Here is a 16305-nt window from a genome sequence, read left to right on the forward strand (position 1 = left end):
ATCACCGTCGCCGGACCTCGACGAAGGCGTCGTACTGGGCGTTGCTGCCGCCGACGAGATCCGAGAGGCCGGTGTCCTCGAGGGTGTCGTCCAGCGGCTGGATGTGATTGATCGCGAAGCCGGCGTCCCGCCCCTTCGCCAGCCCTGCCTCCTCGGTCATCGGCTCGTCGAACTGGTAGGGCGTATGTCCGTCCTCGTCGACCGGCCCGCGGGTTTCGTCGTCGATCGTTTCGGCACTCGCGCCGTCGCCGGTTCGGCCCCAGCCCCACATCGCGCCGACCACGCCCGGACGGATGCCGCTCGTGACCATCGCGATTCCCTCGACGGTCCGGCGACCGGCGTCGATTTCAATCGGATCGCCGTTCTCGACGTCGCGTTCCTCGGCGTCCTGCGGGTTGAGCCACAGCGGGTTCTCCGGCCGGGTCTCTCTGAGCCACGGGCTGTTCTGGGTCCGGTGCATCCCCTGGGTTCGTGGCTTCCAGTTGATGAGCCGAAGGGGGCGCTCGCGGTCGTCCTCGCTCGCGACGGCGGCCTGGACCTCGCCGTTGTAGTGTTCGACGTCGGCGACCTTCGGCAGTGGATCGAAGCGGTCGCCGGTGTAGGAGTGCTTCCCGTTCGGGACTACCTCGCTGTAGAAGTCCACGCGCGAGCCGAGTTTGTAGCGCATGTGCTCGCCGTCGTAGGCGTTGCTGTCGTCGAAGCGCTCGGCGTAATCGTACTCGTGGCCGTGCTCGGCGAAGCGATCGGAATAGTCCTCGACGGGTTCCTCGAAGCGCCCGCCACGATTGAGGACGGTGACGACCTTCCGCCACTCCTCGTCCGTGACGGCACCTTTCCAGTCCGTCACGTCGAACGCGTCGCCGAGTCCCTTCTCGTGGCTCGCCCGGAAGGCTGCGAGTTCGTCGTCGTCCGCGTCGGGGACAGGATCGCGGTCGTAGGCGATGTTCGCGGCGAGTTTCAGGTAGAAGTCCTCAGCCTGGTCGAGTTCCCAGAGATCGCCGTCGGCGTCCGGGATCGCGTCCGCGCCGACGCCGGGGAGGTCCATGCGCTTCCACATGTCGATGAGGACGTCCTCGAACGGTCGGGCCTGGGGCACGACGTTGACGGCGGGCTGGCTGATCTTCTCGTCGGCCAGACGCTTGTTCGGGTAGGTACCGAAGTTCTCCCACCGCTCAAGATAGGTCGGCTCGGGCAGGATGTAATCGGCATACTTGCTGGTCTCGCCGATCACCGTGTCGGAGGCGACGATCAGCGGAATCGTCTCCTCGTCCTGGAGGATCGGCGGGATCTGATCGCCGCCTGCGACTGTCATAACGTGATTGTTCGAGTATGGCCGGATGAACAGCGCCTCGATCCCGTAGGGATATTCCTCAGCCGCGCTGCCGTACAGTTCCTGGGTCGCCTGTGGCGGCGCGACCGGGAACCAGGGCCGTTTCGCGGGGTACCCGCCGTCGCGTTCGAACAGCGAGGTATCCTCGTAGTTGACGCCCCCTCGGAGCAGCGGAATCCCCCACGGCGAGTTCCCGTCGGGGACTGTCCCGAGTTCGTAGCGGCCGGACATCGTGCTGTAGCCGGCGTAGGGCGTGATCTGGCCGCCTTTCCAGTCGTAATTGCCGATGAGGTGCTGGAGCGTAGCGATCGCACGCGTATTGTGGAAGCCGTTGCCGTGTTTCGCCGGGCCGCGGTAGGACATGATCGCCGCGCGCTTGCCGTGACTGGTAAACTCGTCGGCGATCTCCGCGATGGTCTCGGCGTCGACGCCGGCCATCTCGGCGTACTCCTCGAGTGTGTACTCGAAGACCCGATCGCGGTACTGGCTCCAGACGCTCTCGACGCGCGTTCCCCCGATCGTTTCCTCGACGTCCAGGACGGCCGTCTCGACCTCGCTCGCGGGACGGGGTTCGCCGGTCTCGGCGTCGATGACGACAAAATCGTCGGCTGTCTCGGCGTCCGCCTCGACGAGTTCGAGGTCTGCCGCGCGGGCCTTCGGTCCCGCGTCCTCCTCGACCATGACGAGGTGGGTCGCGTCGCTCCAGGTCGGTTCGTCGTCGGCGTGGGCGGCGTCCTGAGCGGGGTTCTGGAGATACTGCAGATCGTAGCGGTCGTGGTCGATGATCCAGCGCGCCATGCCGAGCGCGAGGGCCCCGTCCGCGCCAGGTTCGACCGGGACCCACGTCTCGGCCTTCTCGGCGGTCTTCGAGAGCCGGGGGTCGACCACGTCCATGCGCATGCCGTCTGCGATGGCGTTGGTCAACTTCGGGGCGAGCCAGGTCGGGCCCTTGTTGGCGACCATCGGGTTGGTCCCCCAGACGAGGAGGTACTCGGTGTTCTCGATGTCGGGGTACTGTCGTTTCTTCTTGGCGTCGTGGGAGCGGACGTTCCCCATGACGCTCGAAAACCCGCAGGTTCCGGCGTGGTGGGTGCTGTTGATCGATCCCAGGCCTTGCTGCCAGAGGCGCGCGCGGATGAAGTTCCGCCGGAACCCGCCAACGTCGACGATCTGGTTGGCCTTCGGCCCGAGGTCGGGGTGATCAGTGTCGATAAGGGCCTCGCCCCACTTCTCGTCGAAGGTGGCTTTGTCCATCTCGTCGGACTGGACGGCCTCCCAGTCGTTCATCACCTCGCCCTGGGGGGCATATCCCCACATCTCCCGAAGTCCGGGATGGTCGAGTTCGTCGTCACCCTCGACTATCTCCTCGATCGCCTGCTCCCAGGAGATCGTCTTCCACTGCTCGGAACCTCGCGGGCCGACGCGCTTCATCGGCTGGCGAACGCGATAGCTGTCGAAGGCCGTCTGGATACCGGCCTGGCCCTTCAGACAGATCCGACCGCCGGACAGCGACCATCGGTCGGTGTCGACGTCGCCGCTGCCGGCGACGTCACCCATCGCGACGTCGTTCGGGTCGCTGTCGTAGGGGACCTGGGCGAACGGCTGGGTGTTCAGGAACGAGTAGGGGTTGCCGGCGAGTTTGCGGACGAGCGAACTGTATCCGCCCGTCCCGCTCTCGTCGGCGAGTCTGACCTTGATCGGACAGAAGGTGTTGCACTGCCCGCAGGTCGTGTGGATCACGTCCTCGGCACCGTACTCACCATAATCGTCGCCGACGTAGTGCTGCTGGCTGTCGGTCCAGAGGTCTTCAGTGTCGACGTCGACCGTGGCGGCACTCGCCGCGCCGATGAGGCCGATACTGCCGACTGCTTTCACGAGATCGCGTCGCGTCAGCGACGGTCCACCCCCAGACGCTGTGCCGTCGCTGTCTGTGTCCGATACGTCCGTCTCTGTGCTATCGCTGTCTGTAGACATCAGTGATCACCTCGATCGAGTGGCGTCAGGGGAAGCAGTTCCGCGCCGATCGTGTACAACAGGAGGCCGACCGCGATCATGCCGATACTCGTCGCCCACTCCACGGCGGAGGGGAAGTACGAGCCGTGGGGAAGCCCCTTCATGACGGGAAGGATCTGTGGCGGGACGACGATGTTGAACCGGACGGCGATGATTCCAATGACGACGCTCAGGCCCGCAAGGACCATCAGCCACGGCGTCTCTCGCCACTCGCGTTTCGAGAGCATCACGAGCGGGAACAGCCACCCCATCCCGACCATGAACCACCAGAACGACCAGGACATCTCCCCGAAGAGAATGACTGCCCAGGTCTCGACCTCGTGGGGGTGGAGACTGGCAATGGCGATCAGCATCTCGATGCCCGTCAGCGCCGCGTCGACGACAATGAAGGCGGCCAGCAGGACGGCGAGTCGATTCAGCAAGTTCCGATCGACCGGCTCGTCGTCGAAGAGTTTCGTCCGGAGGACGTACAGCATCATGACCAGCGCCGTCCCCGAGAGGACTGCCGAGACGATGAAGATCACGGGGAAGAGGCCGCTGTTCCAGTACGGCCGGGCTTTCGAGACGGCAAAGAGAATGCCGGTCCCGCCGTGGACGAGGAAGATCGCCAGCGGGATGCCGAGAATGCCAGCCCGTGTGAGCCACTTGCGGTCGGTAGTGCGGGAGGCTTCGCTGGTCGAACGGCGGCCGAGCGTCAGCAGGCCGCTCAGACGGGCCCGGAGACCGGAACCACGTTCGGCGACGCGAGCGAGGTCGATCCGCATCGAGAAGTACAGTTCAGTGACGAGTACGGCGATGTAGGCAACGTAGGCGTGGACCTCCCAGGAAAGCGCGGAGGTGAGTTGTCGCCAGATGAAGGGGAAGAACATCCGGTCCATCCGGCCGAGGTCGACCCAGACGAACATGAGCGCGACCACCATGCTGATGATCGCCGCGAAGAGGGCGTCGCGGTCGACCCGGTGCATCCCGGAGACGCCGAAGACGTTCGCGAGCGTGCTCACCAGGAACGCCCCGGCCGAGAGGCCGACGAAGTAGATGTAAAAGGCGACCCACGCGCCCCAGGGGGTCGTGCTCGTGAGGTTCGTACTCGCCATGCCGTCGGTGATCCGGAGGATCATCGCGGCCCCGCCAACGATCAGGAGGACGGCGAGAGCGGCGTACCAGGCGACTCGCAAGCGGTTGTCGGTGAACCCCGGATCGAACTCGAAGTGTGAGGTATCTGTCGCCATGGGTTATTTGAGGTAGTAGACGTTCGGATCGGTTCCCTCGCTCTCCTTGAGCTGGAACGATCGCGTCGAGTCGGCCATCTCGGCGACGTCACTGTCGGGATCGTTCAGATCGCCCATGTTGCGGGCGTCGCCGACGCAGGTCTCGACACAGGCCGGTTCCTCGCCGCGCTCGAGCCGGTGGGTGCAGAAACTGCACTTTCGGACGTTGCCGATCGGTGACTTACCATCCTCTCGCTTCCCGCGATCGACGCCGTACTCGGGGCTGGTAATCTCGCCGGCTTCCTCGACCTCGTCGTCGTAGTTCTCGCCGAAGTCGAAGTACCGCGCGCCGTACGGACACGCGATCATACAGTACCGGCATCCAATACAGCGGTCGTAGTCGATGTTGACCACGCCGTTGTCCATCTTGTAGGTCGCGCTGACGGGACAGACCTGGACGCATGGTGGTTCCTCGCATTGCATGCACGGCCGCGGGACGTTTGTTCGGGTAACGTTCGGGAATTCGCCGTGTTCCTCTTCCATGACGACGTTGTAGGAGACGCCCGGTGGGGTGCGGTTCTCGGCCTTGCAGGCGACCGTACAGGAGTCACACCCGACACACTTCTGGAGGTCGATAACCATCCCCCAGCGCGCTTTTCGGTCCTCCGGAGCGGCTCCTCCCTCGACGCTCTCGGCGGCGTCGATCTCGCAGGCGACTGACTCCATCGAGCCGATGGTACAGGACAGCGAGTCGGCCGTCCCGGCGTCGATCGTCTGGTCGGTGCTCTCGATAGACGGGTTGGGGGTTTCGCGATAGGCGTCGCCGAACTCCTGTTCGGCGGCCGCGTCGTATTTCTCCCAGTAGGCCTCGGCCGAAATTTCGCCCTGGGAGACGCGCTTTGCGTCCTCGGCCATCGCGATCCCCAATTCGGTGTCGTGATCCGTCTTCGCGAGTTCCTCGCGTGGATCGGCCCGTTCCGTCTCGACCATCGCGTCCATCGACGCCGTCTCGACTGCAGGGACGCCCGGCTGAACGTCGTCGTTGGAGCTACTCATCGCGGGTCACCCTTCTGGTTGCTCGGACAGCCGCTCGCTCCGACAGTGGCTCGGATCATCACGTAGACGTACGAAAGACACCCCTGAGAGCGTCGTCCCAATACTGTTTGCCTCCGCACCCCGGACCGAATACCCGGTATAACCACCCACCCAATACTCTTTGGCCGGCTCGATTGCGGTCCCGTTCAAGGTTCGTTCGAGCGCGGCTCAGCGGTCGGAGACATCCTTGTGATATATACGCCGTGACGCCCGAATACGTGCCATGAATCTCGTCATTCTCGCCTCTATCGTCCTGCGGGTTCTCGGCGTGGGGTACTCGCTGGTGTTGCTCTACCGGTCCAACGACCGGCGATTCGCGTTTCTGACGGTCATGCTCTCGTTGATGGCGACACGACAGATCCTTTCCGCACAAGGGTCGACCGACCCGATCGAGGAACTCCCCGGGCTGGCCGTGAGTATCCTTGCGGTGCTCACCGTCTACTACCTCTCGAGTTACGTCGTCGAGGAACAGCGCATCACCGAGCGCTTGCGAGGATTTCAGAAGGCGATCGAACACGCCGGTCACGCCATCTTCCTGACGGACACGGACGGCACGATCGAGTACGCCAATCCGGCCGTCAAAGCGGTGACGGGTCACGACCCGGACGAAGTCGTCGGGGAGAACCCGCGGCTGTGGAAGTCCGGCGAGCACGACGAGGACTTCTACACCGAGATGTGGGAGACAATCGCCGCGGGATCGATCTGGGAGGGAGAGATCATCAACCGCCGGAAGTCCGGCGACCTCTGCTGGGTCGACATGACGATCGCACCGATCACCGGCGAGGACGGCGAGGTCGAACGGTATGTCGCCGTCGAGCGCGACGTAACCGAGCGTAAGGAACGCGAGGTCCGCATCGCCGACCAGAACGACCGGCTCGAACGGCTAAACAACACGAACGAGGTATTGCGCGACGTCAACCGCGAACTCGTCGCGGCCACGTCCCGACAGGAAATCGAGCGCTCGCTGTGTGATCGGTTCGCCCGCTCACCACTGTTCGCGGCAGCGTGGGTCGGTGACCCTCGACTCGTCGACGACAACGTCAACGTCCGAACTCGTGCCGGGATCGACGAGAGCACACTCGATACCCGGATCGACGCGACGGCCAACTATCGGCGCGTGATCGATAATGTCCTTGACAGTGACGAGCCGGCATTCGTCGACGCTGACGCGACGCGACTCGACAATCCGCTGAACGCGACGGCGGTCGTGATTCCGTTGTCGTATCAGGACGCCGATTACGGCGTGCTCGTCGTCGAATCCGCGACCGAGGACGCCTTTGCGGCGATCGACCGCGGGGTGTTCACCGAACTCGGCTCGACCGTGGGTGATGCGGTCAATGCCGCGGAGAGTCGACGCACGCTTGCGGCAGCGGAGGTCACGGAACTGGAGTTCCTCGTCGACGGCGCTACGGATCCACTGGTCGATCTCTCTGCGTCTCTCGGATGCTCGGTCGATCTCGAACATGTGGCTGGTGATCAGGGGGACCCCATCGCGTACGTGTCTGTCACGGGAGCCGATCAAGCGTCCGTTTCGTCGTATTTTGACGATGTCGAATCCCGTGACGGACGACCGCTGTGTGAGTACGACGAGCGGTGTCTCGTCCGTCTCGTCGTCGACGAGTCGGCGATCGTCCCGACGCTCGCCAGATACGGCGCGACGGTGACCGGACTTTCAGTCACCGATGGGCACGGCCGGATCCGTGCCGAGGTTTCCCGGTCAAACGATATCCGATCGGTCGTCGAGGCCGTCCAGGCGGCCCATTCCGAACTCGAATTGCTCGCCCAGCGAGAGCAAGAGCGTGAGGCCGAGCCGGGGACGGCGTTCCAGTCATCCTTCGAGGAGTCACTCACCGATCGGCAGTTGGAGGCCGCCCGGACGGCGTTCTTCGCGGGCTTCTTCGAATGGCCCCGGGAGACCAGCGGGGAAGATGTCGCTGCGATCATGGACATTACCCAGTCGACGTTCACTCAGCACCTGCGGACGGCCCAGCGAAAACTGTTCGCGGCCCTGTTCGAGGACAATGCGGTCTCTAACACTTGAGCGGCGGGCGGGAAACGATCGAACGCAGTCAGAGAACGCGCCGCTGGCAACTCCCACAGAGGGTCTGTTCCTTGACATCTACTTGACGGACGCGGGGCGAGAAACTCATGACACAGCGCTTGTTGTCACAGTGTTCGAGGCCCAGTGTATGGCCGATCTCGTGGACGACCTCCTTGCGGACACGTTCGGCGAACACCTCCGAGGAAGACTTATTCGAGAGGCCGCCATCCGAGGACGTCTGGAGTCGGTGTGTCGAGATGACGCTGCCGCTGCCGTCCAAATACGCGAGCCCGAACACATAGTTGCGGTTTCGATAGAACAGGTCTCTGGCTGTAATTGCGACGTTCTTCTCGCCCACACCCACCCGCTTTGCAAGGTCGATGAACTCCTCGGCACGGTACTGCTCACGATCGGGGTCGTGCGCGCCGGCGGGGACTGATCGGGCATCGTGGACGCTGACGTCACACTCGAAAACAGAACGCAACCCGGCGGAAGCTTCCCGCTTGACGACCGCGGGGAGGTCACCAACCGGCACGATGTCCACGTGCATGGATCAGTATATGATCGGAGGATGCTTAAAAACCTCGCCCTCGGAGACGCCCGCCAGTGCAGTGGTTTCGATCGGCCGCGCCCCCTCACTGACGACTGTGTTGCTAAGCAGTCGGAACACCCTTTGGGAGTGAGTTCGTTCCGTCAAGCACGAATGGAAACTGATGCGGTGGTCCTCGACGTCGACGGGGTCCTCGTCGACGTGGCGGATTCGTACCGCCGGGCAGTCGTCGAGACGGTGGCCCGGGTTCACGGCGAGCGGATCGCTCGTTCGGCGCTCCAGCCGTTCAAAGACGCCGGTGGCTTCAACAACGACTGGGTGCTGACTGATGCCCTTGCCCTGTACGTGTTGGCTCGCGAGGAGGGGTTCGAACTGAGCGTCGAGACGTTCACCGACTGCATTGCGGCCTCCGGGGGCGGATTCAGTGGGGCACGGTCAGTCATCGACGACGAGCTTGCCGCCGACGCCCGCGAGCGCATCAACGCGGCACTCGACCGAGAGTACAACCGCGAGATTTTTCAGCAACTGTACCTCGGGAGCGACCTGTACCGCGACATCGAGGGCGCGGAACCGGTACTCGACGAAGCGGGCTACATTCACGACGAGCCAGTACTTCTCAACCGCGAGACCGTCGACGCCTTGCAGACTCGCTTCGACGTCGGCATCCTGACGGGCCGGCCAGCAGCGGAAGCAGACATCGCCCTCGATCGTGCCGGCCTCTCGATCCCGGAGCCACACCGGTTCACCATGGACGACTGGGAGGCGGGAAAACCCGATCCCGCCGCCTTGCAGACGCTCGCCGAGCGGTTCGACGCCGAGACTGTCGCCTTTGCGGGCGACACCTTAGACGACATCCGAACGGCTGTCAACGCCGAGACGGCCGATCCCGACCGGACCTACCACGGGATCGGCGTGCTCACGGGGGGGCTGACCGGCGACAGCGGGCGTGGAGCCTTCGACGATGCTGGTGCCGAGGCAGTTGTCGAAACGGTCAACGAGCTTCCTGAATTGTTGGAATCGCGTGCGTGAGTGATCTCCTTGCGGGGCCGTGGAGTTGCCAATACCGTAGCAGGCTTAACCGCCCTCGACTCATGGTTTCACATGCGAGTTGCGATTCTCGGCGGCACCGGTGACGTTGGGGAAGGTTTAGCCCTCCGTTGGGCGTTTCACGCCGACCACCAGCTTGTCATCGGGTCCCGCGATGCCGAACGTGCCAGAAGCGCTGCAGACGAATACGAGACGGCCGTATCAAACCGCGGTCAGGACGTGACCATCGAGGGGATGGCCAACGAAGCGGCTGTCATCGACGCAGATGTGGTCGTCGCCGCGGTCCCGGCCTACCACCTCGTCGAGACGATCGAGGCTGTCAGGGGCAATCTATCGGCCGGTACGGTGCTCGTGAGTCCGGCGGTGGGGATGAAGCGAGACGAGGCGGGGATTCACTACAACCAGCCGGGGGCTGGCAGCGTCACGGCGCTTGCGGCCGACGCTGTGCCGGCGGACGTTCCCGTCGTGGGGGCGTTCCACAACCTGGCTGCCGGTCGACTGGCGAATCTGGACGCCGACCTCTCGATGGACGTCTTGCTGGTCGGTGACGACGATCAGGCTCTCAAGACAGTCACGTCGTTCACCGAGGATGTCGATGGACTGCGAGCGTTACACGCCGGCCCGATCGACAACGCGGCCGAGGTCGAATCGGTGACGCCGCTGTTGATCAATCTGGCCCAGTACAACGACGCCCTCCACGACGTGGGCGTTCGCTTCGAGTGAGCACCCGATCCTGTTACGACTATTTCCGGATAGTCTACAGGCAACGCTGCGGACGTGCGTGATCGGCGTCGTAAGCGGCGAAGATGGCGGCGACGTCGTTATACGGACGCTTCTTCGAGCGCCGATTCGATGTCGTCGGCCTGAGTGACCCCGATAAACCGCTCGACGATACCGTCGTCGTCTTCGATAATCAGCGTCGGCAGCGACCGCACCTGATACTCGTTGGCGACGTCCTGGTTCTCGTCGACGTCGATCTTCTCGAATTCGACGTCCGGCCAGTCGTCCATGAGGTCTTCCAGGATCGGGTCCTGGGTCTTACACGGGCCACACCAGTCTGCTTGAAAGTCCTTGAGGGTGACGGACATGATGCCTACTGTGGTTAGCCGAGGCGGCAAAATAAGGGTTTCCACTGTCCGACTTTCGACGAATCAGACTGTCCCTCGCTTCACCGGGGCTGTCGTGTCGTAAGCCTTAGGCCGATCGATGACGTTCACTCCGGTATGAGCAGCAACGACGGTGGCGGACTGATGTCGAGTGCCGGTCTCGTCCGGTATTTTGACGCAGAAGACCGTAACGCAATCACGATCGATCCCAAGACGATTGTCGCCTTTGGCGCACTGTTTGGCGTCCTCGTTCTCGTGTTGAACATCGTCGCCTGAGCGGCTAGCGATCACTATTCGCGGTGGACCGCGACGTTTTCAAACGCGCCCTGCCAACCGCGAGCACATGCACTTCGATCCGCGAACCCAGCACGCACTCAGAGAGGTTGGCCTCTCCGCCGAGGACATCGAGGCGGCGGCCGAGATCGCCGTCGAGGCCGCGCGCGAGGAGGCTGAGGCCATCGAATTGTTTTTCGACACCCAGCGCGAGGTCGTCTCCGACATGGAGATGGCCCACAGTGACACCGACCACCAGACCCATGTTGTCGAGTATATCGATCTCTACACCCACGCCGACGACATCAGGGGCTATCTCCGGTTTGACGGCTGGGGCGTTCCCATCGAGGGCGGTCGCGTCCTCGAAGACGGCAAATGCGTCGAACTCTCCCTCGGCTCGACCATCGACGACCGGGTGCGGTTCGGCCGCGATGCTGAGGCGCTATGACGACGAGTCCCCCATTCAGTGTCCAGTGTCGCGGGATCTACGCGACGGCACTCACTGACTTGCTCGTCGCGGATGATCGATTTGCGGTCGTGTGGCCGTCCGGCCCGATCGAACGCCGATTCGACGGCGACTTCGAGACGGCACCGCCGGATGCGTCGATCGTGCCCGACGGCGATCGACTCGGTGTCGGCGTGATCGGTGCCGAGGCGGCCGTCTCGGCGGTCGTCGATCGGCTCAGGGTCGCCAGAGACACACTGTCCTGGGCGGATTCGACGCCACGCGGGGCTGTCTTCGATGGTGTCGTCACGGAAACGCTTGGCAGTGGCGCGCTTGTCGATCTTGGCGACGATGAGGCGTTTCTCCCGTTCGGCGCGACCGAGGCCCACGTCGAGACTGACGATCGGCTTCGCGTGCAGGTCGACAGGTCCGTTGCCCCCTGGAGTGACGAGCGTCCCGAGGTGACGACACAACTCTCGATCCCGAGGGAACTCGCGTCGCTAGTGCGCGAAGAATCGACTGGCACGAGCGGGCCCGATTTGCTCGATGTACTCTCCGTCGAGATTCCTGACGGCTGGCGCGTCTCATGGGAGCGTGCTGCCGACGACGCGGACTTCGAGGTGCTCGAAGCCGCTCTCGAGCCGTTGATCGACCGCGCCGACGATCTCGATCGAGCGCTCACCGAAGCTGACGATCGGACCCGGACGGGACAGGTGTTCGGGGGCCAGTCGACGGCGTGGGTCCTGTTCGGTCGTGAATCCCGGTTCGAACTCGACGAGCGCCGCCGGTCCGTCACGGCGACGATGCCCGGCCATCACCGGATCAAGGCTGGTGCGGAACAGGCCAGTGCCGCCGTCGACTTCGTCGAAGCGCTTGCACCCGACTTTGCGGGCTCGTTCCCCTTCGACGTCGTCACTCGACAGTTCGGACCGACCGAAGGCGATCGAGTTTCCATCGCCCACGGCAAGCCCGACGGCCGGACGATCAGCCTCGGTCGGGGCGAGGTCACCGAGCGCGATCCCGACGGGACCGTCCGGGTCGAACGCGAGATGTCACCGGGCGGGACTTACGACGGGCTGGGGATCGAACGCCAGGCTGGTGACGTCGCCGTCACGAAACTCACCGAGGGCAAGTGGTGGTATCCGACGGTCTACCGGAGTAATGAGGGCGAAAAGCGCGGCACGTACGTCAACGTCTGTACGCCGGTCGAGGTGTTTCCCACCGAAGTGCGATACGTCGATCTGCACGTCGACGTCGTCAAGCAAAAAGACGGGACCGTCGAGCGCGTCGACGACGACGAACTCGATGCGGCGGTCGAAGCCGGTCACGTGCCCGAGGCGCTGGCCGAAAAGGCCCGGGATGTGGCGAGCGCGGTCGAGAGCGCACTCTGAGTGTGATTTCGGTCACTGACAGGGCTGTGGCTGGCCCCCTGTTCAGAAGTTTACGCTGAACCCGCTGTCGAGGTCCCCGCCACCGCCATCGCTCGGCAGGTTGGGGATCAGCCACGAGAGGAAGGCGTCGGTGCTGCGAGTCTGGAGCCAGACCGAACCCTGGCTCTCGAACACACAGACCAGTTCCTCGCCGCCGAAGGCTTGCGTTTCAGCGAACCGACGATTTCAACCTGTGCGCCGGTCTCGATTTCGACGCTGTCTGTGTGGCTGACCATCGCGCCGGCTTCGGCCTGGATCCCCTCGCTCTGGTCGAGTTCGACGGACAGGAGGGTGTAGGATGGTCGGTTCTCGATTTCGTGGACCATACGCTTGCCTCGTCCTATTCAGTTGAAACTGACTCTGACGACACCGTTATACTTCGTCACATAGTAACATATGGCATGTCGGGAGATCGTACTGCATCGACGCCGGAAGCGACTGAACGGGAGGCGTTGCATCGGATCGAACTCGGGATCGAGTGGCTCCATCGAGCCCACGGCCACCTGGTCGCGTTCCATCACAACACCGGCCACGCGATGGACCACTTTGCGGTGGCTGAACAGGAGTTGCGCGAGGCCGGACAGACGGAACTGGCAGACACGCTCAGAGACGAGATACTTCCGCGGGGAGTCATCGACGAGGATCGGTGGTCGTACGACGTCCTGGAGGACTTCGAATCGGGCGTCTACGCCGACTTACAGGCGTTCGATCGCCACGTCCACGAGGAGTTGGCGAACGGCCGTCGCCACGTCGCCGAGCGACTCCAGGAGCAGGCCTGGGCTGAACGCTCGGAGTGATTCCCGTACTCAGAATTCGAAGGTGACGTACAGTCGGTGGTCGTTCGGGCAGGCGTTCTCCCGGACCTTTACGCGCTCGTCGTCGGGTTCGTCCCGCGGTTGGGCGGCGATTGACCGCACTGTCGAGTTCCGGGGGAGCCCCATCGTAACCTCGGCATCGCAGTCCGGACACGCGAGCGTTTCAATGGCCATCGATCGAGGAGTTCGCTTGCGTCCCTGATAAATCTCCGGCGAGCCGTGGATCGAACCTACCCAATCAGTTGGGTTGCCGATTGAGGCCGGTTCCGTCCCACTATTGGCCCATGGGACAGACCGCTCACGGGCGATTCGCGTCTGCGTCTCGACTGCGAGTGGACGAACCGATTGCGGTGACCGTCTCGCGGGTCGCACTCGCTTCGATCGCCGCCGCCTTCGCGGTGGCTGCCGCTGTCGGGATTCGGCTGGGAATGGAGGCTCAGGCCGCGATCTATCTTTTCGGGATGGTCGCGCTAAACCTTCCCCACGGCGGGTACGAACACTTCAACAACATCCGCCAGCGCGGCCTGACCTTTCAGTGGCGGTACGTCGCCGGGTACCTGGCGCTGATCGGGGCGTTCATCGGCCTGTTTATGGTTGCGCCGGTGGCGGGACTGACACTGGCAATCGTCGTCGCGGTCCTGAAAGGCGGCTACGGTGGCCTCCACGTCATGGACGCTGTGACTGGCAGTGGTCACCTCCGGTCGGCATCACAGCGACACCTCGCCGCACTGGTCCGTGGCGGCACGGTCATGGCGGTCCCGATCGTCTTCTGGCCGGGCACGTTCGAGACGTTCAGTGCGTACATGGTCAGCATCTTCGATCCGGGCGCACTCGCGCAGTTCAGTCACCTCTTCGGGGTGACGCGCCCGCTGATCGCCGTCGGGTTCGGGACGCTCGCTGTCGCTCACTTGTCCTGGGGATACCTGGGGCGGGACGGCAGCGGAGCCTGGCTCCTCGACGCCGCCGAGACGCTCCTGTTGGTCGGGTACTTCGCGGTCGTCCCGGTGGTCGTGGCGGTCGGGCTGTACTTTCCCTTGTGGTACTCGCTTCGACAGACCGGGAGGCACGTGGCCGTCGAAGACGACATCCCGGCCGAGGGCGGAATCCTCGCTGGATTGCTCGACAACGACGATCCCCGCGTCGTGGCGATGACAGCCTGGGGCGTGTTGATCGTCGGGGCCGTCGCGACCGCGACGGTCGTCGGCGCGATCTATCTGGCTGCGACCCGACCACTGGCCGGCGCACCGCTGCTTGCGGGCGGTGTGGCGTTCTGGAGTATCGCGATCAGCATCATCGCGCTGCCACACGTACTCGTCGGATCGTTTTTAGACCAGGGCCGCGGTATCTGGTATGTGCCTTAACATGCGCAAGGAATCTCCGCTTGCGGGCGAGACGATCGACGTGATCGGCGGCGGCTTTGGCGGCCTCACCACGGCCTGTTACCTGGCTGACGCCGGTGCTGACGTGACCGTCCTCGAACGCCAGGACCGCCTCGGTGGCGCGGCAAACGTACTCGAAACCGACGGGTTTCGCTTCGATACCGGTCCCTCTTGGTATCTGATGCCGGATGTGTTCGAACGGTTTTTCGACCATTTCGGCCACGACCCAGAGGACTTCTACACCCTTCACCAACTGGATCCGCAGTATCGGGTGTTCTACCGCGATAGCGATCCAGTGCCGGGTGCCGGGACGCCCTCCGACGACGATATCGATCCTCCCTGTGACTGGGTGACGATCACCTCCGACCTCGGGCGGACGCGCCGAACCTTCGCAGCCTACGAGGCCGGCGGCGGCGAGGCCTTCGACGCCTATCTCGCGGAGGCCGAACACACGTACGACGTGGGGATGGAGCACTTCGTCTACGAGGATCGGTCTCGCTTCCGGGACCTCATCGACCTCGACGTCGTTCGGCTCGGTCCGGGGCTGAAAATGCTCGGATCGATGCAGGATCACGTCGCCTCCCACGTCGAGAACCCGAAACTCCAGCAACTCCTGCAGTACACGCTCGTGTTCCTGGGGGGCGCGCCACACAACACGCCGGCGCTGTACAACCTCATGGCCCATGTCGATTTCAATCTCGGCGTCTACTATCCCGAGGGCGGGATGTACAGCGTCGTGGAGGGGCTGGCCGACCTCGGCGAGGAGCTCGGCGTCACGTACCGAACGAACGCCGAAGTGACCGATCTCCAGTCGACGACGACCGGCTTTGCACTCCAGACCAGCGAGGGGCGGCGTCGGGCTGACAGGGTTGTGTCCAACGCTCCACAGGCTCACGTCGAACGCGAGTTGCTCTCGCCGGGCAACAGGGATCACGCCCTCGATCACTGGGACGACCAGACCTACGCGCCCTCCGCGCTCCTGCTGTATCTCGGCGTCGAGGGCGACGTCGGGCCGCTGGCCCATCATTCGCTGGTGTTCCCCGACGATTGGGACCCCCATTTCGAAGCGATTTTCGAAGACCCAGCTTGGCCGGACGATCCCGCCTACTACCTCGCGGTGCCGTCCCTGACCGACGACGGGGTCGCGCCCGACGGCCACCATGCGGTGGTGGCGCTCCTGCCGATCGCTCCGGGACTAGACGACACGCCAGAGCGTCGCCAGGAGTACCGTGATCTGGTTCTAGACGACTTGGCCGACAACGTCGGCGTCGACATCCGCGATCGGATCGTCTACGAGTCTTCGATGTGCGTCAGTGACTTCGCCGAGCGGTTGAACTACCCGCAAGGGACGGCACTGGGCCTTGCCCACACGCTATTCCAGACTGGCCCGATGCGACCGTCCCACCGAGCCAAATCCGTCGATGGGCTGTACTACGTCGGCGGGTTCACGTCGCCGGGGATCGGCGTGCCGATGGCGTTTATCAGTGGCCAGCACGCCGCCGATGCCGTTCTCGAAGATGCGCGGGGGAAGCGTGACCTGCTGTCGAGACTTGGGATTGCGCGCTGAGATCGA

The 16305-nt window shown here is 63.9% G+C and carries 16 protein-coding genes; 9 read left to right on the plus strand and 7 right to left on the minus strand.

Annotated elements, in window-relative coordinates; all coding sequences use genetic code 11:
* Nucleotide 1: 1 nt before the first annotated feature.
* From HZR20_RS10470 to HZR20_RS10480, 3 genes are read right to left on the minus strand one after another with little or no spacing between them, the layout of a single operon-like run.
* Nucleotides 2-3304 carry a molybdopterin-dependent oxidoreductase gene (locus HZR20_RS10470; protein ID WP_181686540.1) on the minus strand — a complete coding sequence of 1101 codons (3303 nt, stop codon included), beginning with the start codon at nt 3302-3304 and terminating at the stop codon, nt 2-4.
* Complete coding sequence (nrfD, locus tag HZR20_RS10475; protein ID WP_181686541.1) at nt 3304-4572, minus strand: NrfD/PsrC family molybdoenzyme membrane anchor subunit; 1269 nt, start codon at nt 4570-4572, stop codon at nt 3304-3306. Before nrfD ends, HZR20_RS10470 begins: the two co-directional genes overlap by 1 nt.
* Nucleotides 4573-4575: 3 nt before the next feature.
* Entirely contained in the window at nt 4576-5607 is a 1032-nt protein-coding gene (locus HZR20_RS10480) for a 4Fe-4S dicluster domain-containing protein (protein WP_181686542.1), read from the minus strand.
* Nucleotides 5608-5869: 262 nt separating this feature from the next.
* Between HZR20_RS10480 and HZR20_RS10485 the strand changes: the two genes are divergently transcribed.
* The gene (locus HZR20_RS10485) at nt 5870-7687 is read left to right on the plus strand and encodes a bacterio-opsin activator domain-containing protein (RefSeq protein WP_181686543.1); all 1818 of its coding nucleotides are present in this window, start codon (nt 5870-5872) and stop codon (nt 7685-7687) included.
* 28 nt (nt 7688-7715) lie between these two features.
* Here the strand turns inward: HZR20_RS10485 and HZR20_RS10490 are convergent, their stop codons facing one another.
* Nucleotides 7716-8237 (minus strand): archaemetzincin family Zn-dependent metalloprotease, encoded by a 522-nt coding sequence (locus HZR20_RS10490; RefSeq protein ID WP_181686544.1) that lies wholly within the window; start codon nt 8235-8237, stop codon nt 7716-7718.
* A gap of 153 nt (nt 8238-8390) precedes the next feature.
* Between HZR20_RS10490 and HZR20_RS10495 the strand changes: the two genes are divergently transcribed.
* Both HZR20_RS10495 and npdG read left to right on the plus strand, forming a co-directional pair.
* Nucleotides 8391-9266 carry a TIGR01548 family HAD-type hydrolase gene (locus HZR20_RS10495; RefSeq protein ID WP_181686546.1) on the plus strand — a complete coding sequence of 292 codons (876 nt, stop codon included), beginning with the start codon at nt 8391-8393 and terminating at the stop codon, nt 9264-9266.
* A 72-nt stretch (nt 9267-9338) separates the two neighbouring features.
* Nucleotides 9339-10007, plus strand: a complete 669-nt coding sequence (gene npdG, locus HZR20_RS10500; RefSeq protein ID WP_181686548.1) for an NADPH-dependent F420 reductase — start codon at nt 9339-9341, stop codon at nt 10005-10007.
* A 98-nt stretch (nt 10008-10105) separates the two neighbouring features.
* On the opposite strand, the gene HZR20_RS10505 is transcribed toward npdG, so the two are convergent.
* Entirely contained in the window at nt 10106-10372 is a 267-nt protein-coding gene (locus tag HZR20_RS10505) for a thioredoxin family protein (protein ID WP_181686550.1), read from the minus strand.
* Nucleotides 10373-10507: 135 nt separating this feature from the next.
* Here HZR20_RS10505 and HZR20_RS10510 point away from each other — a divergent pair, with 135 nt between their 5' ends.
* From HZR20_RS10510 to HZR20_RS10520, 3 genes are all read left to right on the plus strand, one after another.
* Nucleotides 10508-10666 carry a preprotein translocase subunit Sec61beta gene (locus HZR20_RS10510; protein WP_181686553.1) on the plus strand — a complete coding sequence of 53 codons (159 nt, stop codon included), beginning with the start codon at nt 10508-10510 and terminating at the stop codon, nt 10664-10666.
* Between the two features lie 67 nt (nt 10667-10733).
* Nucleotides 10734-11111, plus strand: coding sequence for a DUF7532 family protein (locus HZR20_RS10515; protein ID WP_181686554.1), 378 nt, complete (start codon nt 10734-10736; stop codon nt 11109-11111).
* The gene (locus HZR20_RS10520; protein ID WP_181686556.1) at nt 11108-12499 is read left to right on the plus strand and encodes a DUF402 domain-containing protein; all 1392 of its coding nucleotides are present in this window, start codon (nt 11108-11110) and stop codon (nt 12497-12499) included. Before HZR20_RS10515 ends, HZR20_RS10520 begins: the two co-directional genes overlap by 4 nt.
* Before the next feature lie 107 nt (nt 12500-12606).
* Here HZR20_RS10520 and HZR20_RS10525 read toward each other — a convergent pair whose 3' ends face one another.
* The gene (locus HZR20_RS10525; protein WP_258560418.1) at nt 12607-12864 is read right to left on the minus strand and encodes an AIM24 family protein; all 258 of its coding nucleotides are present in this window, start codon (nt 12862-12864) and stop codon (nt 12607-12609) included.
* A 75-nt stretch (nt 12865-12939) separates the two neighbouring features.
* Between HZR20_RS10525 and HZR20_RS10530 the strand changes: the two genes are divergently transcribed.
* Nucleotides 12940-13335, plus strand: a complete 396-nt coding sequence (locus tag HZR20_RS10530) for a hypothetical protein (RefSeq protein ID WP_181686558.1) — start codon at nt 12940-12942, stop codon at nt 13333-13335.
* Nucleotides 13336-13344: 9 nt separating this feature from the next.
* Here HZR20_RS10530 and brz read toward each other — a convergent pair whose 3' ends face one another.
* On the minus strand, nt 13345-13527 hold the full coding sequence (gene brz / locus HZR20_RS10535; RefSeq protein ID WP_181686560.1) for a transcriptional regulator Brz: 183 nt from the start codon (nt 13525-13527) through the stop codon (nt 13345-13347).
* A 110-nt stretch (nt 13528-13637) separates the two neighbouring features.
* Between brz and HZR20_RS10540 the strand changes: the two genes are divergently transcribed.
* Nucleotides 13638-14714 carry a Brp/Blh family beta-carotene 15,15'-dioxygenase gene (locus tag HZR20_RS10540; RefSeq protein ID WP_181686562.1) on the plus strand — a complete coding sequence of 359 codons (1077 nt, stop codon included), beginning with the start codon at nt 13638-13640 and terminating at the stop codon, nt 14712-14714.
* A 1-nt stretch (nt 14715) separates the two neighbouring features.
* On the plus strand, nt 14716-16299 hold the full coding sequence (locus HZR20_RS10545) for a phytoene desaturase family protein (protein ID WP_181686564.1): 1584 nt from the start codon (nt 14716-14718) through the stop codon (nt 16297-16299).
* The last annotated feature ends 6 nt before the right edge of the window (nt 16300-16305 follow it).

The organism is Halorhabdus salina (assembly GCF_013839425.1).
GTDB classification, from domain to species: domain Archaea; phylum Halobacteriota; class Halobacteria; order Halobacteriales; family Haloarculaceae; genus Halorhabdus; species Halorhabdus salina.